Source organism: Sphingobacterium sp. UBA1897, from assembly GCF_002337775.1.
Taxonomy (GTDB): Bacteria; Bacteroidota; Bacteroidia; order Sphingobacteriales; family Sphingobacteriaceae; genus Sphingobacterium; species Sphingobacterium siyangense.
Window position 1 is genome coordinate 321,357 of the sequence record NZ_DDGR01000001.1, and the last position, 25,653, is coordinate 347,009.

Here is a 25,653-nt window from a genome sequence, read left to right on the forward strand (position 1 = left end):
GAGAAGATAAGTCTCATAGAAACGTAAGGAATCCATAATAGCCTGATATTAGCTATTTAAATTGAGTAATAGTTTCCTTTTTTAGCAATTGTATTTCTTGTTTATTGACAAACAGGATAATCTCATTGGCCGATTTAATTTCAATCTCAAAAGCCGTCTTATTATCATTATATTTTCCAAAAAGGCTTGGACTAAAAAAGTACCCACTGAATTTTTTGCTATCTAATATTGCAAAATTGCCCACTTTTTGATGAACTGAAGTTGGGGGACTTTGATGGTTTGAATTTGAAAAGGTGAAAAAGGCGTCGCCATTCTTATTAAATATGATTGATTTCAATTTAGCGTTGGCCGCAATCCAATTGCCTTCTAAAAAGGAGTAAAATGTATGTTCATGTACGGAAGGAGCCGATAACAGGAAACTGCTGATTATAATACTTTTTAACATAATAAGGTGGATTATAATTTTCTGTTTGACCGCAATGTAATAAAAAGGTTTAAATAATATTTTAAAAAAAGCAGAAGCTCGGAAATGAATTCCCGAGCTTCTGTTAGTTATATTCCGATTATCGAAGATAATTTGGAAGTTGTTAAATAAAACCTTTCTCCAATACTTCTTTGGAATGGTAGGATAAGATTGCTGTAGCGCCAGCACGTCTGAAGCTCAATAACGTTTCTAGAATGACACGTTCGTCTAACCAGCCGTTTTGAATAGCCGCCTTTAACATCGCATATTCTCCGCTGACATTATACACCGCAATTGGCAGATCGAAGTTGTCTGCAAGAAGTTTAACGATATCTAAGTAGGGAAGTCCTGGTTTTACCATCAGAAAATCTGCTCCTTCCTGTGCATCGAGCTGTGCTTCGATAAGAGCCTCTTTTGCATTGGCAGGATTCATCTGGTAGGTCTTTTTATCGCCATGCTTGGGCGCCGAGCCTAAGGCATCTCTAAAAGGACCATAATAGGCCGAAGCATATTTTGCCGTATAGGACATCAAAGAAACGTTTGTAAAACCATTATGGTCCAATAGCTCACGGATGTAACCGATGCGACCATCCATCATATCTGATGGAGCAATGATATCTGCACCTGATTGCGCATGTGCCAAAGCCATCTTGCCCAATACCTCTAATGTCTCATCGTTTAGGATCTCACCGTTTTCGACAATTCCATCGTGCCCATCACTGCTGTAAGGGTCCATAGCAACATCCGTTACGATACAAGCTTCCGGAAAATTTTTCTTTACAGCTGCAATCGCACGTAAGTATAAACTTCCATCACGGTAGCTTTCTGTAGCATATTTGTCTTTTAAGGACTCTTCAATGTTAGGGAAAAGATCAAATGAGCGTAAGCCCAACTTTAGGCAACTTTCCACTTCTTTCAATAGATTGTCTATTGAATAGCGATAGATGCCAGGCATCGATTTAACCTCAGTTTTTTGATTTTGCCCATCGACGATAAAAAGTGGGAAAATCAAATTTGACGCGTCTAAACGTGTCTCTTGAATCATGTCGCGAATCACGGCAGATTTACGATTTCTTCTCGGACGTTGTAACATTATATTAAGATTATTTATGATCTATGTTGTTTATTTCAACGTCAGTGGAATCGTTTACCGACGTTGAAATACAAACTACTTTATATGATTCTAATACTCCAATCCAAAAACGGCTTCAGAAAGACCTATTTCATCTGGAGAATAAGGAAGTGTATAAGGGACATTCATCTCATCAAACTTTGCACCGGTAGAGCGGCCAATACAGATTACTTTCTGGCCCGGTTCCAACAAATTGTCCGCAAAATAAGCTTCCACGTTGCTTGGGCTGGTAAAGACCAATACCTCCGCATTGGATGGATCTACATTTTCTTCTAAGACCGTTTCGTATACCGGTATATTGATGATTTTCGTCTCTGGGCTTAACGCTTTTTGAATTGTTTCCAAAGATTCTTTCGCACGTGGAATAAGCACGGTACCACCATTGGCCAATTCAGCAAATTTCTTCGCAATTTCCTCCATATTGATGCCCTCACTGTCGCCAGAGAAATCAGCAACGCGGTCATATTTACGCAAAATCTCCTCCGAGCCGCGGCCAATGACACCGATCTTTGTCTTTTTGCTCAAACGAGGCTCTAAATTGAAAAAGTGCTCAATACCATTTTTGCTTGAAAATATAATCCAGTCAACATGTTTTAGGATAAAAGGATCCAGTTTATTGATAATAGGGAATATTTTGATCAAAGAGCGGCCCTCAATAGTAATATTGTGCTTGGCCATTGCTCTTGCGAAATAGGAATTTTCGTCTACCTCCCGGGAGATAAATACAGATTGTGGCAGCTTTCTATCCTTTGCATACTTATTGAAAATGCGCTCCGCTAAACGTGTCGCATCGGTATCTCTAAGGTAAACACGATCAGGGAAATCTTCACTTGTTTCAGCAATAGAGGCCCAAGCTTCGTATTCGTCACCGCTTTTGCGGCAATAACAGCCAAGTGGCGCATGACATCCTGCATCAAATTTATTTAATACCAAACGTTCTACGGAGATTGTTTGTGCTACTTCTTCATTGTTCAAGGGCTGTAAAGCTTCAAAAAGTTCCCTGTCAACCTCACGGATCTGAATAGCAAGTACCCCTTGCGCTGGTGCCGGAATAATTTCAACGGGAGGAATCTCCTCCACATGAAAATCTGTAATATCCATTTCAATACGGCTAATACCTGCTTTTGCAAGTACTATGGCATCATATTGCTCATCACGTAGTTTTTGGATTCTTGTCTGCAAATTACCACGGAGATCGTCAAATTCTAGATCAGGACGTAGTGCCGAGATCTGCGCTTTTCTACGGTTAGATGATGTTCCAACTGTCGCATTGTGCTTTAATGAGAGACGTTTTTTGATATCCACACAATCTTTGTGGATAATTAATAATTCAGCTGGATCTTCGCGCTCAGAAACCGCTGCAATGATCAATCCTGGAGGATTGACCGTAGGTAAATCTTTGTGTGAGTGTACAGCTAAATCAATGGTCCCGCTTAAAAGCTCTTCCTCAAGCTCTTTAGTGAAAAATCCTTTGCCTTCTAATTTATCCAAACGAAGGTGTTGAATAATATCACCTTGTGTTTTAATGACTTTTAATTCTGCTTCAATTCCGATTTCTGCCAATCGATCTTTTACAAAATTTGCCTGCCACATGGCAAGAACGCTTCCCCGGGTACCGATAATTAGTTTTCTATTCACGTTAATTTTACTTTACCTATTAAAACAATCACAAAGATGTTCCACCGGTAGCTACGTATTCAACTAGCACAGAATGTGTTTCAATTCAATTGAGCCCCGGAAAATGAACAATTTCGGAAAAATGTGTTTAATACCATTAATCAGAGCAAAAATAAATAAATAGAAGGAATATGTTGACACGTTACTGTCATTATATGTCAGGAAATAATTGATAAACCGAAATTTATGGGAAACAGTCAAAGGGTAGCTCCATGGGATGTGAGCAGAGCACATTCAGCGAGCAGAATAACCTTAGTACAAAACCTAGGGTGATAATAAAAAGTAGAAGGAAATCACTGCTCCAAGAGCAGGTTTAGTATTAGTTCTTTTCCGTTTCTGGAGTTTTAACCAAAATTTCTTTCGCCATAACCATTGGAACCTTGATGTATTTCTTTTCCATATAGTTGATGACTTTTTCCAAGACCTCTCTCGCTTCGGGGGTTAGGGCTTGAACCTCTTGGGCAAAAACCTCATTTAGAGCGAATGATTTAATTTCTTTAATCTTCTCAGGAACCTCACGCATAGCAACTTCTACGCGTCGCTGTTTGATTAAAGGTAAAAATTCTTGGATATTGTCCTGGATAATCTTTTCGGCACTCTCCAATTCATTATAACGCTCTTGGATGTTTTTCTCCGCAATAGCTTGTAAGCTGCTCACTTCGATATAATGAATCGGATTATTTTGGAGAACTTCAGCATCAACATCATTCGGAACGGCTAAGTCAATGATAATTTTCTTATCAGTCTCTCCGTTTAATAACGATTGGTAAAGTGTGTTGTCAATAATGGAGGTAGGCGCACCTGTACAAGTAATCAGAATATCAAAGCCTTCTTTGTACTGATCAATATCGGCCAAGGGGTAAGCTTCAGCATTTAATTCTTCGGCTAGGGCCTTTGCATTCTCCACTGTGCGGTTGAAAATAACGAACTTAGCTTTTTGGTTCTTCTGGAAATATTTTGCTAAATTCTGATTGGTTTCTCCAGAACCAATGATGACGATTCTAGGGTTTTCAACCAGTTTTAATTCGCGTAATTTGCGATAGGCAAGAGAGACAACTGAAATTGGGTTTCTGGAAATTTTAGTATAGGTGTATACTTCTTTAGCAGTTTTTACGAGACGATCCATCATCAGACGTAGAAAATCTCCAGTAAAACCAGCTTCTCTACAACGATCATATGCGCGACGTACCTGTGCCAAAATTTCTTTTTCACCAACAACAAGACTTTCAAGTGAACATGACATCCGAAGCAGGTGATTTAAAGCATCCATACCCTCGTATTTGTTGACCTGTCCCAAGTAACATTGTAGTCTTTCCTGAGGAACACAGAAGTTTAATTTCCCCATAAAATCAGCAATGAATTCATGGGTCAATTCATGAGCACCATAAAATACAAACTCTACTCGGTTACAAGTACCAATATAAAAGATCTCTGGAATGTCTAGGCTATGCTTTAGATTGATGAGGCGACTTTCTAAATCCTCATTGCAGATCACTAGATTACCTAGATCTTTTAGTTCGACATGTTTATGAGTAAACGCTAATACTTTAAGATTTTTCAAAGCTCTAATCCCTCGCTTATATTTAACGGTACAAATGTAGCTTAAAAGCTTTGTGCTTGTGTCAAAAATCTGTCAAAGGGATTAATTTAGAAAGATTTTAAATAGCTGTTTTTTCTATTTAATAATCTGTTTTATAATTACTTATGTTATAGCTTGATGCTAAATGATTTTCGTCACGATAGATCGTGACGAAAATTTTAAGCGATAAAATACGATAATCTATTCTTTAATACCCGTATTTGTGCTTGCAGAGTCGATGGTAACATCTTCCAATTCTTCCACATAAGGTTCTTCTTCAGAAGTAGTAGCTTCTTGAATTTCACTATCACTATATTGATAATAGCTGTCGAAGGTCTTGCTGCTTTTATTGTAAATTAATGCGTACTTGGAGTTTTTGTTCTTGACAATAATTCCATCGGCAGGAGCAGGTACTAACTTCATCTCGTCCATAAAAATTTTCTGTCCCTTTTTGAAGCTGTTAATGAGTGGCAGTTCGCTTGAATATTCCTTCCAGAATAAAATATCGCCTTTTGCCGATATGATCCAGATGGCACTACTCTGGTAGTCGTTCTTTTCTACTAGGAAAGCCATTTCTTTATTCCAACTGTCTGAATCGTTGCGATCTGTAAAGTTTCCATAGCAGAAAACAGATTTAGCCCGATCTTTTATCCGGGTAAACTTGTATATAGGTTTATCATCTACGGGCTCTAGGTAGCTATTGCCCATAAATATCTTTGTAATCCCCCTTCTGTAGCGTAATGGAATGTTGTCGTATTCCGGAAGAGTGAAGATTGCATTATTCCAATGTTGATAGTCTTCTAATGAACTCCATCCATCAGCATCTTCCAGGTCTTTGGGATCGGCATTGTCAAATCCGACGGCAGCCGTGGCGGCACTGTCTACCTGCAAGCCGTCGAAAGCTTGTCGCTGGCTATAATTGTAATACCCGCCACCCGCTAGAATAACCAATAGGACGGCGCCAATAATGATATATACCCTTTTCTTTTTATTTGGCTGTGCGGGTTGTTCTGCAGCGATTTCTTCAACTTCTCTTTTCATGTTTATTGTTCGGCTTAATGCTAAAAATTATACTCATCTCTTTTAAACAAGAGAAAAATAAGGTTTAAATTACTGATATTCTTTTTGTTAGCTTTGTTTTTTATTTGTTCTAAGCGTTAATTGCGCTTAAAAATAGAATAATTTTTCAAAAAGTGAAATACAAGTTATATATGTGTCAATATTCAACTTATATTCGTAGCAGTTTTAAAGGAATTTGAATCATGATTATTATCAAAAAATACGTTGCCATCGTTGGACTAGTCATTTCTTTTTTGTCCAGCATGACGCCGTTCTTAAAAGTGCCTATTAAAGGAAATTGGAATTTATATCAGGTAGATGCCTATTTATTCTTTATTACATTACTTATTCTGGGGGTAACTGCCCTTTTATTTTTTGTTCGTGCAGTTCGAGCTTATCAATGGATGACTCGATTAGCCGCCTGTTGGTACCTGTTGAGTATAACAGCGGTCTGGTTTAAGATCAATAACTATTTCGGTTGGGGATTTGCCGATAAATTGCTTTCTAAATCCTTGCACATGCGCTGGGGCTGGGTTGTCTATTTGATTGGAATTTTAATGTTATTGTTCAGTACCAAGAAGGTTTCTGCGACAACTGAATAAAATAAAGCCGTTTGTCCAAATAAAACTTTCATGACTTCGCAGACACCAACAGCAATCAAAGCGGACTGGAGGTTCTTTCTGGCCAATAAGATCAAGCAGTTTCAGAAAAAAATAAGCTAGATGAAATTCATCTAGCTTATTTTTTATTTGGACGATGCGGTACGAAATGACTTTTTAGCTTGTCCAGTCCTAAATCCTCTTCAATCTTATCCAGTTCGTAAGACCATATTTTTTCATCCAAAATTTCGTTAAGGACTTTTGGATTAGTAAGATCTACAGGACGTACACGTTGTTCTCTGTTGATTGGTGAGGTCAGTTCCTGCAAACTGCCGCTATGACGTATGATCTGAAAACGGAAGGTAGGCCATTTACCAACATTTGCAAAGTTGCCTGTGTAAAACTGCATAGAGTCATGCGGTGGTATCTTATTACTGAAAATACCTTTCACTTTATTCGCTGTAGCTTCAGCGACGGATACCAGAAGCTCAAAACTCGTTTCATTGATGATGTGTAATTTGGCAAGTCCATCTTTGTGATCTCCCGAGATGGCCAAAAGTATTCCTTTTTCGATAAATCGATGTGGTGTCAGTGGTGTCGCATGTTGGTCAAGTTCATCATCTGCACGGCGCATATTACCGAAGACAAGGGTAATTTTATCCATGGGTACCGGAATCTCAAAACCAGTGTCGTCTGTAACGCCTACAATATCGTTGGGCTGCATGGATGTGATATGCCCCTCAATGGGTTCATCGACAAACCGTACTAAGTCGCCTATTCTAAATTTCATGTTTACTTTACTTTTGTGTCAATAATATATAGTAGCTTCTCAAGGTCCGCGTGATCATTGTATAAATGAAATCCGACACGGATTCCCGAACCTCGGGGAAAGCATTTTATGCCCTCATCCAGGAGTGTTTGATAATTGTCGGGGTTGATCTGAATATTGAAAATATTACTCTGTGGACGTCTATTGATGATGCTGTCCAATAACAGTTTTCTGTCGGCAAGTTCAGTGCGGGCATCTTCGATCAATTTTTGGGTATAGGCCACAGTTTCGGCAAAGCCCCATTCCTCCAATTGAAGAAGAGACTGCTGTAGCGTTCCGTGCGATAGTGTGTCCAAATGCCCTGGTTCAAAACAGAGTTGTACCACAGATTTATTCATCCATTGATTGTTGAGGAAGCTGTAATTTTTTTGGATATCCGCATAAAGCATCGCTTTGAGTCTTTCACTTAAGAGGACAAAGCCATTACCAAAGCCAGCCATAAGCCATTTGTATCCACTTGATAATACGGCGTCAAAGCCAGAAAGTGCGAAATCAAAAAGATCTGTCCCTAAGTATTGGGTGCCGTCGCCTACAATCAACAACTCGGGATGCTGATGCTTTAATTCCTGTATGAAGGATAGATCTATTTTTAACCCCGAAATATATTGAACAATGGAAAGGATGAGAACATCTGGTTTGAATGTTGCTATTGTGTCCAATAAATTCGTTTCCAATTGTTCGTCCATCGTGACAAATTGGTGTTCAAAACCACTTAATATCGTCGGAAAATTAACGGAAGGATAATCATTATTCAGTAATAAAACCTTAGCTTGTTTTGGTAAACCTGCCAATAGCGCATTGAAGGCAAAGGAAAAACAACTTGATAAGAAGACATTTTGGGAAGGGCAATTGAAAAATTTACCGAGCGTATCCCGACAGGCATCTAAAGTTGCACCTTGCTGTTCACGTAAGGTGCTGTTCGCGTCGAAGAAATCTTGGTCTCTTTTGGCGCGCCAGGCCTTTGTTTCACGTGAAAGTAAGCCGGATCCTGGTGTGGTGAGGTAAGTTACCGCTGAAGCGATGTCAAAATGTTTACGATAGGGATTACTCATGTCTTTGGTCTTTTGTTAGTATTGCTAAATAATCTGTCAAGGAGAGGTATTCTCCGCCCATGCTTTCCAAATGATCCGTGTGAAATTGGCAATCAATTAAACGAAGTTCAATTTCTTGGGCGATGTAAATCAGAGCCGCTTTCGAAGCGTTGGCGACTTTTGAAAACATGCTTTCGCCACAAAAGACCCCATTGATTAACACGCCATAAAGCCCCCCAACCAGTATACCATCTTGCCAAACTTCCACCGAATGTGCATACCCCAGCTCCGCAAGTTTACTATATGCTTCGATCATGTCCTGTGTTATCCAGGTTCCAGTCTGATCTTTTCTATTCATAGTTGCGCAAAGCTGAATGACTTCTTTAAAGCTGCGGTCTATCGATAAGGAAAATGTTTTTTTCCGGAGAACACTCGCCATGCTCTTGCTGATCTTGATCTTGGACGGATCGATCACAAATCGGGGATTTGGGGCATACCAAAGTATCGGGCTATCATCACTGAACCAGGGGAAAATTCCGTTACTATAGGCCAGTAGCAAACGATCTACCGAAAGATCTCCTCCTACGGCGAGTAAACCATCTTCTTCTGCATAGCTTGGGTGTGGAAACTCCAGTCTTTTAGTATCCAGTTCAAATACCATGGTTACTTAACATGCTGCGATAGATGGTATTATTCTGGTTGACGCGGTTCTTTGCCTATCTCTTCAAATAGTTTATCCATGTGTTCAACATATTCGTTGGTATCATCGAGGAAGAACTCCAATTGAGGAACAATCTTTACCTGGTTCTTAATTTTTGCACCCAGTTTAAAGCGTATTTCAGATGTTTTGGAACGAATGGCCTTAATATCCTCCTGTGCCGTTTTTGTGTTTAAAAAGCTCACGTAAACGCGGGCAATCGCTAAATCCGGCGTAACACGAACCCGTGTAACCGTAATAAATGCTCCAGGAGCCCATGAATTACCTTCGCGTTGAAATAATGCTGCTAAATCCTGTTGAATCACCCCAGCAAAACGTTGCTGTCTCTTGCTTTCTGTTCCCATCGTATACGTTTTATGTTGAATATTCTCAATTATGTCAAACAAAAATAGCCAAAATTTCAATTAAAAGAGAAATTTGGCTTGACCTCTTGTCGCTTACTTGACAAAAAATATACAATAAACCATCGATTGGTAGCGAACGGATTATAGCTTTGAAAACAATAAAATAAGCAGCACAAGAAAAAAGGCACATCTTGGTTTGACGTGCCTTTAAATTTCGATTCACAATTGGTTAGGTAATTTCTTTCAAGTTTTAAGACTTTGGGGTCTATCATATTTGGTTTGAAATTTCGGTGTATTTAAAGCGGTAAGTATTTACTAACCTTACCATCTTCTATTTTTTCATCTCCCTTACACTACAAACATAGGAATACTTAAAAAACTGACAAAATAACTTTTAAAAATAAAGTGAGTGGTTACTTATAATGTGTGTTTATTGCGATTTAACAAACTTTTAACATTTAATTTTTTTTGTAACGGCCCTTTTATTTTACCAGATTTTTTGTTTTTCATCAAATTGTCCGAGCAAAATGTATGCAATCTTTGCATTGATATAACCATTTGCAATTGGTATTTTTGTAAAAATTGTATGTGATAGAATTATCAGGAGCTTCAATCAACGCTAAACCGACCAAGGGCTTTTGATAATAACGGGATCAAAAAGAAATTATACGAATGAAAATCTGGCAAAAAAATATAGATGTCGATTCTTTTGTAGAATCGTTTACGGTGGGCAATGACCGCGTAATGGACCTGCAACTTGCTGCTGCGGATGTTTTGGGTTCATTGGCTCATACACGCATGTTGAATAGCATAAATCTGATGACCGATGAGGATCTAGTGCTTGTACAAAAAGAACTGAAAAATATCTATAAAGAAATTTTAGCCGGTGACTTTCGTATTGAGGACTCGGTAGAAGATGTGCATTCACAGGTCGAAATGCTGCTTACACAGCGTATTGGAGAGGCAGGTAAGAAAATTCACTCCGGCAGATCCCGTAATGACCAGGTTTTAGTCGATCTAAAATTATACTTCCGCTCAGAGATTCAGCATATCATCCAGAATACAGAAGCTCTTTTTAATGAATTGATCCAACTCAGCGAGCGATATAAGCATATTCTGATTCCGGGATACACGCACTTGCAGATTGCAATGCCTTCATCGTTTGGATTATGGTTTGGTGCTTACGCAGAAAGCCTTGTTGATGATCTGGAGATGATGCGTGCAGCCTGGAAGGTTTGTAATAAGAATCCTTTAGGATCTGCTGCAGGCTATGGATCATCTTTTCCATTAAATAGAACGATGACGACGCAATTGCTGGGATTTGAAGACCTAAATTACAATGTGGTTTATGCACAGATGGGGAGAGGTAAGACCGAACGTATCTTGGCACAGGGCATGAGTTCCATCGCGGCGACATTGGCCAAATTTGCAATGGACGTATGTCTGTATATTAATCAAAATTTTGGCTTTATCTCCTTTCCGGCACATTTAACCACGGGGTCGAGCATCATGCCGCATAAAAAGAATCCAGATGTCTTTGAGTTGATCCGTTCACGCTGTAATAAGATACAGGCATTGCCAAATGAAATTGCGTTGATGACTACTAACCTGCCGTCTGGTTATCATAGAGATCTTCAATTGTTAAAGGAAAATTTATTCCCGGCTTTTAAATCGCTGAATGAATGTCTTGAAATGGCAGCTTTCATGTTGGAAAATATTTCTGTTAAAGAGAATATCCTGAACGATCCAAAATACGATTATTTGTTCTCTGTTGAAGTCGTAAACAACGAGGTTCTGAAAGGGGTTCCTTTCCGGGAGGCCTACAGGACTATCGGCATTGATATCGATGAAGGCCGTTTCAAGCCATCAAAAGAGGTAAACCATACGCACGAAGGAAGCATTGGAAATCTATGCAATGATCAGATTCAACGTATGTTCGGAGAGGTCAAAGCAACTTTTGGTTTTGAAAAAGTCGAATCAGCATTGGATGATCTTTTAAAATAAAAATGTGCTGTGACCTTACAAAGTAAACAGCACATCAATATAATACGGCCGATAAGCACATGCTTACCGGCCGTATTCTTTTCTTATTTTTTTATAGAGAACTTAAAATGTGTCTCGGAGTCGAACGATTCGCCCGCTTTTAACAGGGTTGAAGGAAATTCCGCCTGATTGGGCGTATCCGGAAAATGTTGTGTTTCCAGGCAGAATCCGGCGTAAGGCAGATACTTATAACCTCTTTTGCCAAAATCATTTCCCGTCATCCAGTTTGCTGTATAGAGTTGTACACCCGGTTCCGTTGTGAAAACATCCAGCTGAATGCCCGTGTTTTTTGAATAAACTGTTGCACAAGGCTGCGAAATAGGCTGGTTGTTGACATAACAATGGTCATAGCCTTTGGCGGCGATCAATTGTTCGTTATTTGCAGTAATATCTTGAACAATTGGTTTGGGGGTGCGAAAGTCGAAGGCGGTGCCCTCCACAGGTACTATTGCATTTGGTATCTGGTTGTCGTCAACAAATAAGACCTCATCTGAGTTGATCTGAAGGATCTGCTGCAATACGTCGCCACTGCCTTCCCCATCCAGATTGAAGTACGTATGATTGGTCAAGTTGATGTGTGTATCAGCATCCGATTGCGCGTGATATTTGATAATGATCTCGTTATTTCTGGTCAGGGTATAAGAAACCATAACTTTTAAGTTTCCTGGAAAGCCCTCTTCACCATCTGGGGAAACATAATAAAATTCGACGTGCGATTGGTAAGTTACCCTTCTGTCCCAAACCTTATCATGAAAGCCCGAAATACCGCCATGAAGACAATTATTGCCATTGTTTTGCGGAAGCGTATACTGTTTTCCGTTGAGCTCAAATTTGCCATCAGCAATGCGATTGGCAAAACGTCCGGCAGTACAGCCATGGTATTTTTCATCAGAATCCAAATACGCCTGAATGGAATCGAACCCCAGTGCAACATCCACTAAATTTCCCTTGTTATCAGGTACCAAAATGCTGACAATACGTGCACCGTAATCCGTTAAGAGTACTTGCATGCCGCCTTCGTTTTTTAATAAGAGCAAATGCGTGTTTTTGCCTTCGATTGTACCTTCAAAATGTTTTGGAATAAGTGTTTGATATTTCGTCATGATGGATCCCTATTGGTATTTAGGTTAAAGATACAGAATATAACCTGTATAAAAATGACTTTGATACCAGCTGTATGTAAAATTTGTCATTTTGAAATGCAATCATCGATAATGTTGCAAAAATGACTCCTGAATAGGTGAATAACAGGAGTAATATATAGCGATATACGGACAGTCATTCGGGTAATTTCCGAATCGTTCTTCTATGATTATAATTGTATTTAAAGGCAAATTTATCTAAGTTTGCGCTATGTCTGAAAAAATGAATTGGAAAGATTTGCTCTCTGCAAAGCGCTGGGGTTACGAAGATCGGAGCGTAGATAGTTACCTTGTGGCCCGGTCGGAATTTCAACGGGATTATGATCGTTTGATCTTTTCATCCCCATTTCGGAGATTACAGAATAAGACGCAGGTTTTTCCACTTCCCGGCGCTGTATTCGTGCATAATAGATTAACTCATAGTCTAGAAGTTGCCAGTGTGGGCCGCTCTTTGGGGCGTATGTTTTATGCGCAGCTGAAAGAGGAAAATCCAAACCTGGATAATGATTACCCCTTTTTGCAAGAAGTCGGAAATATTATCTCGGCGGCATGTCTTTCACATGACTTGGGCAACCCAGCCTTTGGCCACTCGGGTGAATCCGCCATATCTACGTATTTCACAGATGGAGATGGACGTAAATACCAAGAGCAGGTCACAGCCGAAGAATGGGCAGATCTGACCCACTTTGAAGGAAATGCAAATGCCCTGCGGATTTTGACGCATGCCTTCCAGGGCAAGGATCCCAAAGGTTTTGCATTGACCTATACTTCGCTGGCTTCCATTGTAAAATACCCCTGTTTGGCAATTGATGGCCACCTTAAGAAGAGCCATCACCGCAAGAAATATGGCTTTTTTACAGAAGAACAAAAGGCGTTTGAGAAGGTTGCCAATGAATTGGGACTATTAAAAGATCCCTCTAATCCAAAGGGCTATCTGAGACATCCCCTGGTTTATCTCGTGGAGGCTGCAGATGATATCTGTTACAATATTATTGACTTAGAAGATGCTCATCATCTTAAAATATTGTCCTATCAGGAAGTCGAAGAATTACTATTGCCACTATGTGGTAAAGAAAATCTTCGTGACAGACTCGATGGATTGCTGGATACCCCAAGTCGCGTAGCATTGTTACGTGCCAAAGCGATCAATACCTTGATTAAAGGATGTGTTGATGTCTTTGTACGTGAACAGGACAAGTTTCTGTCAGGAACTTTCGGATCAGCGTTGATGGATGCCCTAGATGAAGATATTGTTACACAAATGAACAAAATCTCGAAGATTTCCATTGCAAAAATCTATAATGCACCCACAGTTGTACAGATTGAGATTGCTGGCTACAGGGTGATGGATGCCCTATTGAAAGAATTTGTTCCGGCATACCTGAAGAAGAACAAGAACAATTACGATAAAAAGCTAGTTGCGTTAATTCCTGAACAATTTTATACGGACAAACAAGATTCGTATTCGAAAATTCGTTGTGTATTGGATTTTGTTTCAGGTATGACTGATGTTTATGCGATAGAGCTGTATCGTAAAATCAAAGGAATAACGATACCATCCATAGAATAGGGACGTTTAAGGTAAAGGGTTAAAACATCAATATTAAATTGAGACTAGCTGTAATACCCTCGGGCATTACAGCTAGTCTCGGATCGAAAATCTAACATCTCATATCTAAAATGAAGGTTGTAATTGCTGAAAAGCCCTCCGTGGCGCGTGATCTAGCTCGAGTGATGGGGGCGAAGGAAGTCAAAGACGGTTATATCGCCGGCAATGGCTATGCTTTTACGTATGCTTTTGGTCATTTGGTTCAACTCTGTACGCCACAGGCTTACGGATACAATTCGTGGACAATCTCGAACTTGCCGATCATTCCACCAACATTTAAGCTGGAGTCAAAGAAAGTGAAGCGTGATGGCAAACAGATGGATGATAGCGGAGCAGTTAAGCAACTCAACACCATAAAATCCCTTTTAGAACAGGCCGAAGAAATCATTGTGGCTACCGATGCTGGACGGGAAGGGGAGTTGATCTTTCGTAATATATACTATTTTTTGGGTTCTAAAGTTCCTTTTAAACGCCTTTGGATATCGAGTCAAACAGATAAGGCCATTAAAGAAGGATTTGCCAATCTGAAAGCAGGTGCGGAATACGATAGCCTATATATGTCTGCCCGCTCACGTTCGGAATCAGATTGGCTCATCGGTATCAATGCGACGCAGGCCATCACCTTGGCGGCGGGAAATAAAGGATTACTTTCTTTGGGCCGTGTACAGACGCCAACTTTGGCCATGATTTGTTCACGCTATCTGGAAAACAAAGATTTTAAACCCCAGGCATTTTATAAAATCCAGGCCGGGTTTGAAAAAGACAATATCAGTTTTAAGGCAACCTCCAATAAGATCGATAAAAAGGATGTTGCCGAGCAAACCATTGCGCGATTGACCGTTGGTTCCAATGCCCGTGTGGCAAAGGTGGAAGCCAAAGAAACAAAAGAACAGCCACCCTTGCTATTTGATTTGACATCGCTGCAACAGGATGCAAATAAAAAATATGGTTATTCGGCAGATCAGACACTGAGTATTGCGCAAACACTTTACGAAAAGAAGGTCATCACTTATCCGCGTACGGGCTCCCGTTACATCGGTGAGGATGTTTTTGAAGAAATTGGCGCACTTTTTCAACATTTAGCAGATACCGCAGATGAATCCATCGCGTCTATTGCAAAAAATCTGATCGGCGCAAAATTGAACAAACGTTCTGTCGATGACAAAAAGGTAACTGATCACCATGCCTTGTTGGTGACGGATGAAAAGCCGGGGCCCATGCTCAAAGAGCAACAGAACGTTTACAATATGATTGCCAAGCGTATGGTGGAAAGTTTCTCGGAAGTTTGTATAAAAGATATTACCACCGTGACAATTGATGCGCAGGGAGTTGAACTTATCGCCAAAGGTACTGTGATCAAGCAATACGGCTGGCGTCTTTCCGCGGAGCAGATCGAAGCGCCTGATGAAGATAAAAACAATGACGATCAGGATAACGAAAATGCGCAATTACCGAAGCTATTAGCCGAGGAATTATTGCAGATTCTGACCCTCGAACTTGCCGAACGTTTTACCAAAGCAAGACCCATACATACCGAAGCTTCGTTATTGAAGGCCATGGAAACCTCGGGAAAGGAAATTGAAGACGATGAGATGCGACAGGCTATGAAGGACTGTGGACTTGGTACACCTGCTACGCGTGCTGCAACCATCGAAACACTTTTCCAACGTGATTATATTAAGCGCGACAAGAAAAAACTGATTCCAACGGAAAAGGGGCTTGCGGTATACAATCTTGTAAAAGATCGTTCCATTGCCAAAGTAACCTTGACCGGTAAATGGGAGCAGAAGCTGGAGGAAATGCGGGCCAATAAAGTGTCTTATGATGTTTTTATGAAACATATTAAGGACTATACCGCCAAAATCACAAAAGAATTGTTGACACTGCGGATTTCTCTCGCGCAAGAGGAAGTTAAACCTCAACAAAAAGGAAAGATAAAATGTCCGAAATGTGATAAGGGATTGATTTTGCTCTACGATAAAGTGGCCCAGTGCGACCATTATGCCCGTGGATGTGATTTTAAGATCTGGCGGACATTAAATGGTATCTTTCTGGACGAAAAAGAGATGAAGAACCTATTGGAGAAAGGAAAAACCTCCGAGTTTAAAGGCGTAAAAAATAACGAGGGCACTATTGTCACTGCGCCACTTGTATTTGAAAATTTCAAGGTTAACGTGGGATAATTTGGTTTACCCCACGTATTGGTTTACCCCACGTATTTAACTTTTTGGTTTTTATCCTCGCTGCAGAATATCCTGCAAAGCTGTTGAAATCGTTGGAAACTTGAAGGTAAATCCACTGTTCTCCAACCTTTCAGGTAATACCCAACGGCTTTTTAAAAGCAGCTCTGTCTCCGTCCCGATTAAAGCCGCACCTATTTCCAGTAGCAATTTTGGAGATGGTAGGCCAATTTTACGGTTCATTACCTGTCGAAAAGTTGCCATAAAAGTCTTATTCATAATCGGGTTGGGTGCCGCACAATTGACGACACCATACAAATCTTCATGACCTTTTAAGAACAGAATAAGCTGAAATAGATCTTCAATATGAATCCAGCTAAAATATTGCCGGCCATTTCCCTGTATACCCCCTAGTCCGGCACGTACAAGATTTTTAAAAGGAAGGATGACCCCTCCATCTGCGCCCAAAACTATCGCCATCCGAAGCGCCACCTGTCTTGTCTTTTCCGATTTGAAGTCGAAAAAGGTTTTTTCCCATAATGTTGCAACATCAACGGAAAAACCTGTTCCGATCTCCCCCGAATTTTCTGTCATTGGACGATCTTCGGCGTGACGATAGATGGTGGCGGTACTCGCGTTTAGCCATAGCTTTGGTGGATTGGTACAGCCTGCTGTGAGCTCGCCGAGAAGCGTAGTCGTTGCTGTTCGTGAGGAAAATATTTCGGCCTTATTTTTTTCGTTATACCGACAGTTGACAGATTTTCCGGCTAGATTGATTAGCATCGCTGCATTTTCCAGTGAATCGGAAATAGCGGATCGATCGGTCCAAAGGATATTGCCCGGCCGACGGCCAATGATGATCACCTGATAGCCTAATGTACGAAATCTCTCGGAAAGATATTGTCCAACAAAACCTGTTCCTCCAGCGATGACTATTTTATTCATGGCAAGTGTATTTACAGTCTGTTTTAATTATGCATTGAAGGTTGTATCCATGTTTCTTCGTTGTTTTGCAATCCGTTTGCCTCTAAAGAAGAGAAACATATTAAGAAAGAGCATTACACCAAGATATATGCTAAATCCACCGATTTTATAACTCAGGCGCTCAATAAGTTCCTGAATGCTCGGCTTGTACAGGCTGATTTCAAGTATGTAGAGTGCAAATCCCAAATTCATGAGGTAGAATCCAATGCGAAATAAATTATTCGTCGCATGGGCTACCTCCGGCCTACCGGCAAAGATATCATTCATGTAAACAATGCTATTTTTAAAAAGCACGTAGGCAACATAATAGGTTAATCCTATTGCAATGGGTAAGTAGATAAAGTACCCGATAACTGTTAAATTTCCCATGATATTAATGTTTAATGGTTAATGAATTCTTTTTTTTTGCGAAGAAGTAAATACTGAGCATATTGAAGTAATGTAACCCAACAAGGACAAAAAGTAATCGTCCTGTTTTAAAGGCAATGCTGCAGATCATTTCATCAAATGATTCAATTTGTCGCCAATAACTAAACTGCAGGATTGCATAGCCGATGTTGAGTAGGTAATATCCAAGCAGCAATAGATTATTTGTCGTATCGGCCAAGTTGACCTCCTGGCGGAAAAGCGATAGGATGAAAATCCGGCCATTTTTATGGAATAACCGACCGACCCAAAGAATAATATAACAGGTGAGCAGGCCGTAGATTGCGTACGCTAGGATATTGAAGTTCATGACGCTACATCATTAGTTTGATCAATTTGATTAATAAATCTCCACCGCTTGTATTGAAAATCTTGTTGGCAATAGTTTCGAGTTGATCCGTCAGATTTTGGATGTCCTTTACCGTTTTATGGAACTCCTTACCTTCTGCAGTCTGGTCCTTTTCGGTATTCTGGCTTATATCCTTTAGAATATCCATTACGGGGTCAAGCTCTTTCTGCTTACGCATCACTGCAATTTTCATCGCCCATTTTAAGACCTCTTTCTCTGCGACGAAATATTCCTTTCGATCACCAGCAATATGTTTTTTGTAGACAATACCATAATCGATCAATTGCCGGATACTCATATTGGCATTCCCGCGGGAGATCACTAACTTTTCCATAATCTCATCTGTAGACATGGGATTGCTTGCAGAAAGGAGTAGGGCATGAACCTGAGCAACAGATTTGTTGATCCCCCATTCAGAACCTAATGCGCCCCAGGTGTCTATGAACTGTTGTTTTGCTTCTTGTAATTCCATCGTGCTTTTATTTTGCCAATACCTCAATTTATTTTTATCGGACTATTGAACCGATCGGCTTTCCCATCCTTTTTGTGATTGCCTATATCAAAGGTATTTAAAGTTTTTGAATTTTCAATAATTTCTGAAAATAAAATAAGTTTAAGAATGCAAGTCACCATATCGTAATAAGAATTTGCTTTTCTTGCGGACTTTTCGATTTGTTTTAACTTTGCCAGCATTATGGCGACAACTTTGTATAATCCATTCAAACAATTTCAGTTTGATTCAGATATTTGTTTTTTAACAGGGAATAAGCTTCAGTCGGAAGAAGAATCCATTCAGGTGTTTCCTGTATGGATGATGAAATCTTTTCAATTGGAAGATAAACCTTTTAAAATGCTGGATGAGAATCTGGTTACTTACAAATCGTTGAAACTACCGTGTTCCATGGCTGCAGCCGAAGCTATTGAGCAAATGGAGCGTGCGGTAGAACAGTCGTTTGAACAAGGCTATGAAGCCGTCAAACAGCTGGATCCATTACTATTGTTTCAATGGATGACAAAAATCATCTATGGGGTGGTTTTTAATGAAATTCTTGCGGGAATTCAGCAGCAAAAAGCTTCTGGTGAAGATATGAACTTTTCTCAGGCGCTTGCACAGCGTTTTACGAATCTACATGCGATGTTACAGTCTCTGGTTGTACCGATGGAGTTTGAAAATACATTCCCATTTTCATTGGTTGTTGTACCTGTTGAGAATGCACCGGATACATTTATGTATCGTGATGAAATCAATACATTGATCTTCTCGATCCGTATGAAGGACTTTGCTGTAGTTGCCTGTCTTCAAGATAATGCGACAAACAATATTTATCACGAAGATATTCTCAAAGTCATTGCGGGCAAAACATTACACCCGATCCAGTTTGAAGAATTGTGTGCACGCTATTTTTATTCAGCCTACTTATTTAATCGTCTGCCAGATTATACCTATCTAAACACCCCGCAAAAAGTCTATGTTGAACCTATGCCATTAGCGGATATGTCGATGAAACCTATCTTTGATCATTGGCAAAATAAGACTTATGGCCAAGTTTTGGAAAATTTTTGGAAACCTTGGGGATTGACTTTATTCGAGATTATTAAAAATCCGGAGCATCCGATCAGTTTTCTTGTTGATGAAACAGGGGCGTTTAATGCAGAGGTTGCTATGCCGCTCAATTAGTCCGGAGGATTTAAAGCAATAAATTATCTTATACAAGCGTTAAATGGTACGATTATGGATAGGATAGATTATGTATTTAACTGGATTTAAGACTTTTTTTTCAATTCTACTTTTTATGGTATTGTGTACTTCTGCAAGTGCACAAGTGATTGCTAAACGGGATATTCCTGCAGACAGTATTGCACAGAACGTTGATGATTTTCCCTATTTCAAGGGCGGGGTGGTGGCCTGGTCCAGATTTTTGCAAAATAACCTGGATTTGTCGGGAACAATCAGGGCAATGGACAGTGTGGCCTATGCAAAATATGGATCTCGGCAGACGGCAATGCTGAAATTTATTGTTTGTGAAGATGGAGCGATCTGTAATATTGAAATCGAGAATCCCGATAAAGTGAGTCCCGAGTTTGCAAAGGCTGTGTTATCTGCTATGCGCAGATCGCCACAATGGATGCCGGGACAGGTCAAAGGAAAACCAGTTAAAACAAGATTTAGACAGCCTGTAGTAGCTGTAATTGAATAAATTTGAATAGAAAATAATCGCTAAAATTTTCACCATTTATAAGATAATATGTCATTTTGGGATAAAGTCAAAAAAATTATGAGCGGCGAAGAGGAAGAATCTCCGTCCGAAAAAAAAGATACAGAAATTACTGCTGGAGGGTCTACGGTCTACCGTTATGAAGATCAATCTGATGATAAGGATCCAAAAAACCTATTTCCGGAGGTACAATGTGTTTATCTGGATGAAATCGAGGAGCATTTGACCAAATATATTGCCGAACCCGATATGGTGTTCCATGAAATTATCTCCGAACTTGTTCATATCGATGTGCATTGGATTAAACCAAGTGCAAACTATCCATTCCATATATTGGTTACTTCAGGCATGAGTGATTTGGCTATGCATGTTCCAGATGAAGTGGAAAACAAAGAGTCTTATGAACGGGCGGAGCTGATGGTCGTGTTGCCCGCAGATTGGAAGATCGGAGAAGAGGAATTTCAGGATGACAACAATTATTGGCCGGTCTACTTTTTGAAAAGATTAGCGCGGTTTCCACATGAGTACAAAACCTGGTTGGGATATGGGCATACCATTCCCAATGGGATGGAAGCCGAGGATATTGCAAATACAGGTTTCGGTTGTATGTTGCTGCTTCCACCTATGCTAAGTTTTGATGAGGAATTTTTGGAGTTAAAGACCAAAGATGGTAATCTGATCAATTTTTATGCAATGATCCCTGTATATAAAGAAGAGATGGATTACAAACTTGAAGAGGGTACAGATGCACTCTTAGACCTGTTTGATGAGTATGGAATTTCAGAACTGGTCGATATTGACCGTCCCAATGTATGTAGAGATAGATAGTTTATAAAAAAATAAGCAATACTATAGGCTACATTGAAGCTTTTTAGCATTGCTTATTTTTTAGGAAATACTCTTTTCTATAATTGCTATCGTTTTATTGATATCCTCATAACTCACATTAAGGTGCGGTCTAAAACGTATACTTTTCTCTCCACAGCCTAACATAATCAGTTTATTTGCATAGGCATTTTTGATAAATTCATTGCGTGCAGCTTCCGATGTGAAATCCAATGCAACGAATAAACCCTCTCCTCGTAAATTGGACAGCTGCGGTTTTTTCACTAGCAGTTCCTGGAGCTTATCTTGTAGATAGTGCCCTTTTTCTGCTGCATTTTGAACGAGATTTTCTTGTTCTATGACTTCAAGAATTAATTTAAAGCGGAGCATATCCATAAAATCACCACCAAATGTTGAATTGATACGACTGGACTCTTTAAAGACATGATGTTCCACCTGATCAAATTTTTCCTTACTCGCCAGTATACCACATACCTGTGCTTTTTTGCCGAAGGCAATGATATCGGGAATTACGTTGTAATGTTGGTAAGCCCACATTTTCCCCGTAATACCCAATCCGGTCTGTACTTCGTCAAAAATCAATAGAATCTGATTTTCATCACAGATTTGACGAAGCTGTACGAAAAATTCCTTTCGAAAATGGTTGTCGCCACCTTCGCCCTGTATCGGTTCAATAATGATACAGGCGATATCGTTGGGGTTGGCGGCAAGGGCTTGGCGTATTTCTGAGACAGCCTTTTCCTCCAAAGTAATGGTCTGCTCAATATGTTCGCTTGTTAAGGGGTAGCTCAACTTCGGATTGGTAATGCGTGGCCAGTTGAACTTTGGAAAATAAAGGTATTTTCTGGGGTCTTGTGTATTTGTTAAGGACAGGGTATAACCGGATCTGCCATGAAAAGCCTGTTTAAAGTGAATGACCTGGCTGGCTTCCTTTTGTATCCCCTGTGCAAAATTAAGCCTTGTTTTCCAGTCAAAGGCAGCTTTTAAAGCATTTTCCACGGCGAGTGTTCCGCCTGATATGAAAAAGGCATAGGAGAGTTCTTTCGGTATGGCTACCCGGTCAAACGTGTCGACAAAATCAGCAAACTCTTTTGGGTAAATATCAGACATAGCTGGCTTATTGACGGCCATTTTGCCTAAGAAGTCACGTTGTTTTACCAAATGTGGATGATTGTAACCCACGGCCATGGAGGCAAACATACTGAACATATCGAGGTATTCATCCCCATTTTCATCCACGACATAAGAACCATGGGATTTTTCCATATCCATAACCAAAGGAAATCCATCGGCCAATATATGTTTGCTTAATCTTTCATGTACGTTGCTCATAATTTTGTGTGTAAATGGTTTATAAATCAAATTTGATACCTTGTGCCAACGGTAGGTCAGTCGTATAATTGATGGTATTTGTCTGACGGCGCATATAGGCTTTCCAGGCATCTGACCCAGATTCCCGACCTCCGCCAGTCTCCTTTTCGCCTCCAAAAGCACCTCCGATTTCGGCTCCTGATGTGCCGATATTGACGTTGGCGATACCGCAATCAGAGCCAGCAGCACTCAGAAATAGCTCGGCTTCCCGTAGGTTGTTCGTCATGACGGCAGAAGACAATCCCTGTGCGACGCTGTTTTGTAGGTCTATGGCCGCACTGATATCTCCCTTGTATTTGATTAAGTAAAGAATAGGGGCAAAGGTCTCATGCTGTACGATTTCATAATGATTTTCGACTTCGGCAATGACAGGCTGCACATAACAGCCACTTTCATAGCCCTTGCCTTCAAGTACCTTTCCTTTGATCAGCATTTTCCCCCCTTGTGTTTTAATTTTGTCCAGTGCGTTTAAGTATGATTTTACGGCGGCTTTGTCGATCAATGGTCCTACATGATTTTTCGTGTCCAAAGGGTCACCAATTTTTAACTGACCATAAGCTTTGGTCAGTTGTTTTTTGACATTGTCATAAATGTGCTCATGGATAATAAGTCTTCGGGTACTCGTACAGCGTTGTCCGGCTGTACCCACGGCACCAAATACAGCGCCGATGATGGTCATTTTTAAGTCTGCGTCTGGAGTAACGATGATTGCATTGTTTCCACCGAGTTCCAAAAGTGTTTTACCGAGGCGTTGTGCTACGGCGACGGCGACTTCTTTTCCCATGCGCGTGGATCCTGTTGCAGAAATCAAAGCGATGCGGTTGTCTGCCGAAAGCCACTCGCCAACTTCTCTGTCGCCCATAATGAGGTTGGATATTCCGTCGGGCAGCCCGTTGCTGTGTAGGATTTCTGCAAGTAATTTTTGGCAAGCTATGGCACATAGCGGTGTTTTTTCGCTGGGTTTCCAGACGACAGTATTGCCGCAGACCAGGGCGAGGGCGGTGTTCCATGCCCATACCGCCACCGGGAAGTTGAATGCTGTAATAATACCTACAACACCCAAAGGATGATATTGGTCATACATGCGGTGCCCGGGGCGTTCCGAATGGATGGTGTTACCATAAAGTTGGCGAGATAGGCCTAACGCGAAGTCACAGATATCGATCATCTCTTGCACTTCCCCCATGCCTTCTTGGTAAGATTTACCCATTTCATAGGAAACTAATTTTCCGAGAACGGGTTTAAGCTCGCGGAGCTTGTCACCCAATTGGCGAACGATATCTCCTCTTTTTGGGGCAGGTAGTAGGCGCCATTGTAAAAAAGCGTCTCCGGCTTGCTTAATGACCGCTTCGTAGTCCTGACGATTGCTGCCTTTTATCTTTGCAATGCTTTTTCCATCGACAGGTGAAAAGGATTCGAATTCTTTACCCTCAGAAAACCATTGTTGTCCAGTTGATGATCCTAAATTCTGAGAAGATATTCCAAGTGTTTTAAGCGCTGCTTTTATCATAATGGTTTATTTTATTCGTGGAATAGTTTAAATATATGAAATAAATTTTTTATTGACAAGTTTGTGCTGAATATTGTTCAGTGAAAAATAATCGTTATCTTAGATAAGCTAATGTAGACTATATCATGATCAAACAGATTAATATCGATTATTACCAAGTGGACGATTTATTGTCCGAAGAACATAAACTGATACGGCAGTCTGTCCGTGATTTTGTGAAAACAGAGATTAAGCCTTTTATTGAAGACGCGGCGCAGGAGCACCGTGCTATTGCGGGCTTGATGCCTAAATTGGGAGCAATTGGAGCTTTAGGGCCTTATATTCCTGCTGAATATGGCGGGGCGGGATTGGATCAGATTTCCTATGGTTTGATTATGCAGGAATTGGAAGCCGGTGACTCGGCAATTCGTTCTGCAGCATCGGTGCAATCCTCTTTGGTGATGTTTCCGATTTATACCTATGGTAGTGAGGAGCAGCGCCGTAAATATTTGCCGCGGTTAGCATCCGGCGAGTTGGTCGGTTCTTTTGGGCTTACTGAGCCTAATCATGGATCTGATCCGGGTGGAATGGAAACGAAATTGACGGCAAAAGGAGATGGTTTTTTATTAAATGGGGCAAAGATGTGGATTACAAATTCGCCTGTCTGTGATATTGCCGTCGTTTGGGCACGAGATGAGTCCGGAAAAGTACGAGGAGTAATTGTTGAGCGTGGAATGGCTGGTTTTGAAACGCCAGAGACCTTGCATAAGTGGTCGTTGCGCGCTTCCAAAACAGGTGAATTGGTTTTTCATGATGTTTATATCCCTGCGGAAAATGTGCTTCCTGCTGTAAATTCAATGCGTGGACCGCTTTCCTGTTTGAATTCAGCCCGCTATGGAATTTCATGGGGGGTGATTGGAGCAGCAATAGACTGTTATGAAACTGCTGTTCATTATGCGTTGGAGCGACATCAGTTTGATAAACCAATTGCTGGTTTTCAATTGCAGCAAAAGAAGCTAGCGGAATTTCTGACGGAAATTACCAAGGCGCAGTTGTTGTCGTGGCGTTTAGGGCAGCTCAAAAATGAGGGGCGAGCCACGCCACAGCAGATCTCCATGGCAAAACGGAACAATGTGAATATGGCGCTGCAGATTGCGCGTGAATCTAGGCAGATCCTTGGCGGAATGGGGATTGTTGGTGACTTTCCAATAATGCGGCATATGATGAACCTAGAGTCTGTAGTTACCTATGAAGGGACACATGATATTCATTTATTAATCACGGGACAAGATATTACGGGGCTGAACGCTTTTTCATAATGTAAACTTTTGTTGCGGAACGGAGCTTTTCGGCTCATGTATCCTATGCGAGTCCGAGTGTTGTTGTCTTTTGGTTATTCTTTGTTATTTCTACGGCAGGGGGTCGGATCCAGTTCGACTTGTTTTCGGCTGCGGTGCGACTCATGTTTGACTCTGAAAGAGCCTGGACAGGGTTTAGATAGGTCTTAGGTTCGCCCTGTGAGCAAGGTGTGTCCATCGTAAGCGGATTCTGTCTCCATGTCGGGGTC

25 protein-coding genes are annotated in these 25,653 nt (G+C 40.6%); 8 read left to right on the top strand and 17 right to left on the bottom strand.

Annotated features, from left to right (window positions below):
* Nucleotides 1–52 precede the first annotated feature (52 nt).
* From B4N43_RS01365 to B4N43_RS01385, 5 genes are all read right to left on the bottom strand, one after another.
* Nucleotides 53–445: a hypothetical protein gene (locus B4N43_RS01365; RefSeq protein WP_182981025.1), complete on the bottom strand. Its 393-nt coding sequence runs from the start codon at nucleotides 443–445 to the stop codon at nucleotides 53–55.
* A gap of 142 nt (nucleotides 446–587) precedes the next feature.
* Complete coding sequence (gene hemB, locus B4N43_RS01370) at nucleotides 588–1,556, bottom strand: porphobilinogen synthase (protein WP_070561999.1); 969 nt, start codon at nucleotides 1,554–1,556, stop codon at nucleotides 588–590.
* Nucleotides 1,557–1,646: 90 nt separating this feature from the next.
* Nucleotides 1,647–3,233 carry a hydroxymethylbilane synthase gene (hemC, locus tag B4N43_RS01375; RefSeq protein ID WP_075990920.1) on the bottom strand — a complete coding sequence of 529 codons (1,587 nt, stop codon included), beginning with the start codon at nucleotides 3,231–3,233 and terminating at the stop codon, nucleotides 1,647–1,649.
* Between the two features lie 358 nt (nucleotides 3,234–3,591).
* Nucleotides 3,592–4,833: a glutamyl-tRNA reductase gene (hemA, locus tag B4N43_RS01380; protein WP_075990921.1), complete on the bottom strand. Its 1,242-nt coding sequence runs from the start codon at nucleotides 4,831–4,833 to the stop codon at nucleotides 3,592–3,594.
* Nucleotides 4,834–5,052: 219 nt separating this feature from the next.
* Complete coding sequence (locus B4N43_RS01385) at nucleotides 5,053–5,892, bottom strand: hypothetical protein (protein ID WP_075990922.1); 840 nt, start codon at nucleotides 5,890–5,892, stop codon at nucleotides 5,053–5,055.
* Between the two features lie 221 nt (nucleotides 5,893–6,113).
* Here B4N43_RS01385 and B4N43_RS01390 point away from each other — a divergent pair, with 221 nt between their 5' ends.
* On the top strand, nucleotides 6,114–6,512 hold the full coding sequence (locus B4N43_RS01390; RefSeq protein WP_145327150.1) for a hypothetical protein: 399 nt from the start codon (nucleotides 6,114–6,116) through the stop codon (nucleotides 6,510–6,512).
* Between the two features lie 136 nt (nucleotides 6,513–6,648).
* Here B4N43_RS01390 and B4N43_RS01395 read toward each other — a convergent pair whose 3' ends face one another.
* Genes B4N43_RS01395 through rbfA form a run of 4 tightly spaced genes read right to left on the bottom strand, consistent with a single transcriptional unit; the run spans nucleotide 6,649 to nucleotide 9,431 of the window.
* Nucleotides 6,649–7,299, bottom strand: a complete 651-nt coding sequence (locus B4N43_RS01395) for a hypothetical protein (protein ID WP_088160126.1) — start codon at nucleotides 7,297–7,299, stop codon at nucleotides 6,649–6,651.
* Between the two features lie 2 nt (nucleotides 7,300–7,301).
* Nucleotides 7,302–8,390 carry an aminotransferase class V-fold PLP-dependent enzyme gene (locus tag B4N43_RS01400; protein ID WP_088160127.1) on the bottom strand — a complete coding sequence of 363 codons (1,089 nt, stop codon included), beginning with the start codon at nucleotides 8,388–8,390 and terminating at the stop codon, nucleotides 7,302–7,304.
* Nucleotides 8,383–9,030, bottom strand: a complete 648-nt coding sequence (aat, locus tag B4N43_RS01405) for a leucyl/phenylalanyl-tRNA--protein transferase (RefSeq protein ID WP_201666516.1) — start codon at nucleotides 9,028–9,030, stop codon at nucleotides 8,383–8,385. The genes B4N43_RS01400 and aat overlap by 8 nt, the downstream gene beginning before the upstream one ends.
* 29 nt (nucleotides 9,031–9,059) lie before the next feature.
* Nucleotides 9,060–9,431, bottom strand: a complete 372-nt coding sequence (gene rbfA, locus B4N43_RS01410) for a 30S ribosome-binding factor RbfA (RefSeq protein ID WP_286732390.1) — start codon at nucleotides 9,429–9,431, stop codon at nucleotides 9,060–9,062.
* 672 nt (nucleotides 9,432–10,103) lie between these two features.
* On the opposite strand from rbfA, the gene argH reads away from it, so the two are divergent.
* A complete protein-coding gene (argH, locus tag B4N43_RS01415) occupies nucleotides 10,104–11,435 on the top strand; it encodes an argininosuccinate lyase (RefSeq protein WP_286732392.1) in 1,332 nt (443 codons plus the stop codon).
* Between the two features lie 83 nt (nucleotides 11,436–11,518).
* Here the strand turns inward: argH and B4N43_RS01420 are convergent, their stop codons facing one another.
* On the bottom strand, nucleotides 11,519–12,577 hold the full coding sequence (locus B4N43_RS01420) for an aldose epimerase family protein (RefSeq protein WP_286732393.1): 1,059 nt from the start codon (nucleotides 12,575–12,577) through the stop codon (nucleotides 11,519–11,521).
* Nucleotides 12,578–12,827: 250 nt separating this feature from the next.
* Between B4N43_RS01420 and B4N43_RS01425 the strand changes: the two genes are divergently transcribed.
* Nucleotides 12,828–14,186 (top strand): deoxyguanosinetriphosphate triphosphohydrolase, encoded by a 1,359-nt coding sequence (locus tag B4N43_RS01425; RefSeq protein WP_286732394.1) that lies wholly within the window; start codon nucleotides 12,828–12,830, stop codon nucleotides 14,184–14,186.
* A gap of 110 nt (nucleotides 14,187–14,296) precedes the next feature.
* A complete protein-coding gene (locus B4N43_RS01430) occupies nucleotides 14,297–16,408 on the top strand; it encodes a type IA DNA topoisomerase (RefSeq protein ID WP_286732396.1) in 2,112 nt (703 codons plus the stop codon).
* Nucleotides 16,409–16,459: 51 nt separating this feature from the next.
* Here the strand turns inward: B4N43_RS01430 and B4N43_RS01435 are convergent, their stop codons facing one another.
* Genes B4N43_RS01435 through B4N43_RS01450 form a run of 4 tightly spaced genes read right to left on the bottom strand, consistent with a single transcriptional unit; the run spans nucleotide 16,460 to nucleotide 18,636 of the window.
* Nucleotides 16,460–17,350 (bottom strand): TIGR01777 family oxidoreductase, encoded by an 891-nt coding sequence (locus B4N43_RS01435; RefSeq protein WP_286732398.1) that lies wholly within the window; start codon nucleotides 17,348–17,350, stop codon nucleotides 16,460–16,462.
* A 27-nt stretch (nucleotides 17,351–17,377) separates the two neighbouring features.
* Nucleotides 17,378–17,758, bottom strand: a complete 381-nt coding sequence (locus B4N43_RS01440) for a hypothetical protein (protein ID WP_075990933.1) — start codon at nucleotides 17,756–17,758, stop codon at nucleotides 17,378–17,380.
* Between the two features lie 4 nt (nucleotides 17,759–17,762).
* Nucleotides 17,763–18,125: a hypothetical protein gene (locus tag B4N43_RS01445; protein ID WP_088160132.1), complete on the bottom strand. Its 363-nt coding sequence runs from the start codon at nucleotides 18,123–18,125 to the stop codon at nucleotides 17,763–17,765.
* Between the two features lie 4 nt (nucleotides 18,126–18,129).
* Nucleotides 18,130–18,636: a GbsR/MarR family transcriptional regulator gene (locus tag B4N43_RS01450; RefSeq protein ID WP_075990935.1), complete on the bottom strand. Its 507-nt coding sequence runs from the start codon at nucleotides 18,634–18,636 to the stop codon at nucleotides 18,130–18,132.
* A 222-nt stretch (nucleotides 18,637–18,858) separates the two neighbouring features.
* Between B4N43_RS01450 and B4N43_RS01455 the strand changes: the two genes are divergently transcribed.
* From B4N43_RS01455 to B4N43_RS01465, 3 genes are all read left to right on the top strand, one after another.
* Complete coding sequence (locus B4N43_RS01455) at nucleotides 18,859–19,842, top strand: hypothetical protein (RefSeq protein WP_088160133.1); 984 nt, start codon at nucleotides 18,859–18,861, stop codon at nucleotides 19,840–19,842.
* Between the two features lie 115 nt (nucleotides 19,843–19,957).
* The gene (locus B4N43_RS01460; RefSeq protein WP_286732400.1) at nucleotides 19,958–20,362 is read left to right on the top strand and encodes an energy transducer TonB; all 405 of its coding nucleotides are present in this window, start codon (nucleotides 19,958–19,960) and stop codon (nucleotides 20,360–20,362) included.
* Nucleotides 20,363–20,440: 78 nt separating this feature from the next.
* A complete protein-coding gene (locus B4N43_RS01465) occupies nucleotides 20,441–21,208 on the top strand; it encodes a suppressor of fused domain protein (RefSeq protein WP_198386028.1) in 768 nt (255 codons plus the stop codon).
* 60 nt (nucleotides 21,209–21,268) lie between these two features.
* Here B4N43_RS01465 and lat read toward each other — a convergent pair whose 3' ends face one another.
* Together lat and B4N43_RS01475 are read right to left on the bottom strand one after the other, a co-directional pair.
* Nucleotides 21,269–22,558 carry an L-lysine 6-transaminase gene (lat, locus tag B4N43_RS01470; RefSeq protein ID WP_145327145.1) on the bottom strand — a complete coding sequence of 430 codons (1,290 nt, stop codon included), beginning with the start codon at nucleotides 22,556–22,558 and terminating at the stop codon, nucleotides 21,269–21,271.
* Between the two features lie 19 nt (nucleotides 22,559–22,577).
* On the bottom strand, nucleotides 22,578–24,107 hold the full coding sequence (locus B4N43_RS01475) for an aldehyde dehydrogenase family protein (protein ID WP_286732402.1): 1,530 nt from the start codon (nucleotides 24,105–24,107) through the stop codon (nucleotides 22,578–22,580).
* Nucleotides 24,108–24,232: 125 nt separating this feature from the next.
* Here B4N43_RS01475 and B4N43_RS01480 point away from each other — a divergent pair, with 125 nt between their 5' ends.
* A complete protein-coding gene (locus tag B4N43_RS01480; RefSeq protein ID WP_286732404.1) occupies nucleotides 24,233–25,405 on the top strand; it encodes an acyl-CoA dehydrogenase family protein in 1,173 nt (390 codons plus the stop codon).
* 43 nt (nucleotides 25,406–25,448) lie between these two features.
* On the opposite strand, the gene B4N43_RS01485 is transcribed toward B4N43_RS01480, so the two are convergent.
* The coding region (locus B4N43_RS01485) for a hypothetical protein (RefSeq protein WP_286732406.1) at nucleotides 25,449–25,653 on the bottom strand (205 nt) is incomplete at its 5' end.

Excerpts from the sequence above, each read along its gene's own strand:
- B4N43_RS01365 (WP_182981025.1), bottom strand. The coding sequence starts at position 445 with ATGTTAAAAAGTATTATAATCAGCAGTTTCCTGTTATCGGCTCCTTCC.
- hemB (WP_070561999.1), bottom strand. The coding sequence starts at position 1,556 with ATGTTACAACGTCCGAGAAGAAATCGTAAATCTGCCGTGATTCGCGAC.
- B4N43_RS01385 (WP_075990922.1), bottom strand. The coding sequence starts at position 5,892 with ATGAAAAGAGAAGTTGAAGAAATCGCTGCAGAACAACCCGCACAGCCA.
- B4N43_RS01390 (WP_145327150.1), top strand. The coding sequence starts at position 6,114 with ATGATTATTATCAAAAAATACGTTGCCATCGTTGGACTAGTCATTTCT.
- B4N43_RS01395 (WP_088160126.1), bottom strand. The coding sequence starts at position 7,299 with ATGAAATTTAGAATAGGCGACTTAGTACGGTTTGTCGATGAACCCATT.
- B4N43_RS01400 (WP_088160127.1), bottom strand. The coding sequence starts at position 8,390 with ATGAGTAATCCCTATCGTAAACATTTTGACATCGCTTCAGCGGTAACT.
- aat (WP_201666516.1), bottom strand. The coding sequence starts at position 9,030 with ATGGTATTTGAACTGGATACTAAAAGACTGGAGTTTCCACACCCAAGC.
- rbfA (WP_286732390.1), bottom strand. The coding sequence starts at position 9,431 with ATGGGAACAGAAAGCAAGAGACAGCAACGTTTTGCTGGGGTGATTCAA.
- argH (WP_286732392.1), top strand. The coding sequence starts at position 10,104 with ATGAAAATCTGGCAAAAAAATATAGATGTCGATTCTTTTGTAGAATCG.
- B4N43_RS01420 (WP_286732393.1), bottom strand. The coding sequence starts at position 12,577 with ATGACGAAATATCAAACACTTATTCCAAAACATTTTGAAGGTACAATC.
- B4N43_RS01425 (WP_286732394.1), top strand. The coding sequence starts at position 12,828 with ATGTCTGAAAAAATGAATTGGAAAGATTTGCTCTCTGCAAAGCGCTGG.
- B4N43_RS01430 (WP_286732396.1), top strand. The coding sequence starts at position 14,297 with ATGAAGGTTGTAATTGCTGAAAAGCCCTCCGTGGCGCGTGATCTAGCT.
- B4N43_RS01435 (WP_286732398.1), bottom strand. The coding sequence starts at position 17,350 with ATGAATAAAATAGTCATCGCTGGAGGAACAGGTTTTGTTGGACAATAT.
- B4N43_RS01440 (WP_075990933.1), bottom strand. The coding sequence starts at position 17,758 with ATGGGAAATTTAACAGTTATCGGGTACTTTATCTACTTACCCATTGCA.
- B4N43_RS01445 (WP_088160132.1), bottom strand. The coding sequence starts at position 18,125 with ATGAACTTCAATATCCTAGCGTACGCAATCTACGGCCTGCTCACCTGT.
- B4N43_RS01450 (WP_075990935.1), bottom strand. The coding sequence starts at position 18,636 with ATGGAATTACAAGAAGCAAAACAACAGTTCATAGACACCTGGGGCGCA.
- B4N43_RS01455 (WP_088160133.1), top strand. The coding sequence starts at position 18,859 with ATGGCGACAACTTTGTATAATCCATTCAAACAATTTCAGTTTGATTCA.
- B4N43_RS01460 (WP_286732400.1), top strand. The coding sequence starts at position 19,958 with ATGGTATTGTGTACTTCTGCAAGTGCACAAGTGATTGCTAAACGGGAT.
- B4N43_RS01465 (WP_198386028.1), top strand. The coding sequence starts at position 20,441 with ATGAGCGGCGAAGAGGAAGAATCTCCGTCCGAAAAAAAAGATACAGAA.
- lat (WP_145327145.1), bottom strand. The coding sequence starts at position 22,558 with ATGAGCAACGTACATGAAAGATTAAGCAAACATATATTGGCCGATGGA.
- B4N43_RS01475 (WP_286732402.1), bottom strand. The coding sequence starts at position 24,107 with ATGATAAAAGCAGCGCTTAAAACACTTGGAATATCTTCTCAGAATTTA.
- B4N43_RS01480 (WP_286732404.1), top strand. The coding sequence starts at position 24,233 with ATGATCAAACAGATTAATATCGATTATTACCAAGTGGACGATTTATTG.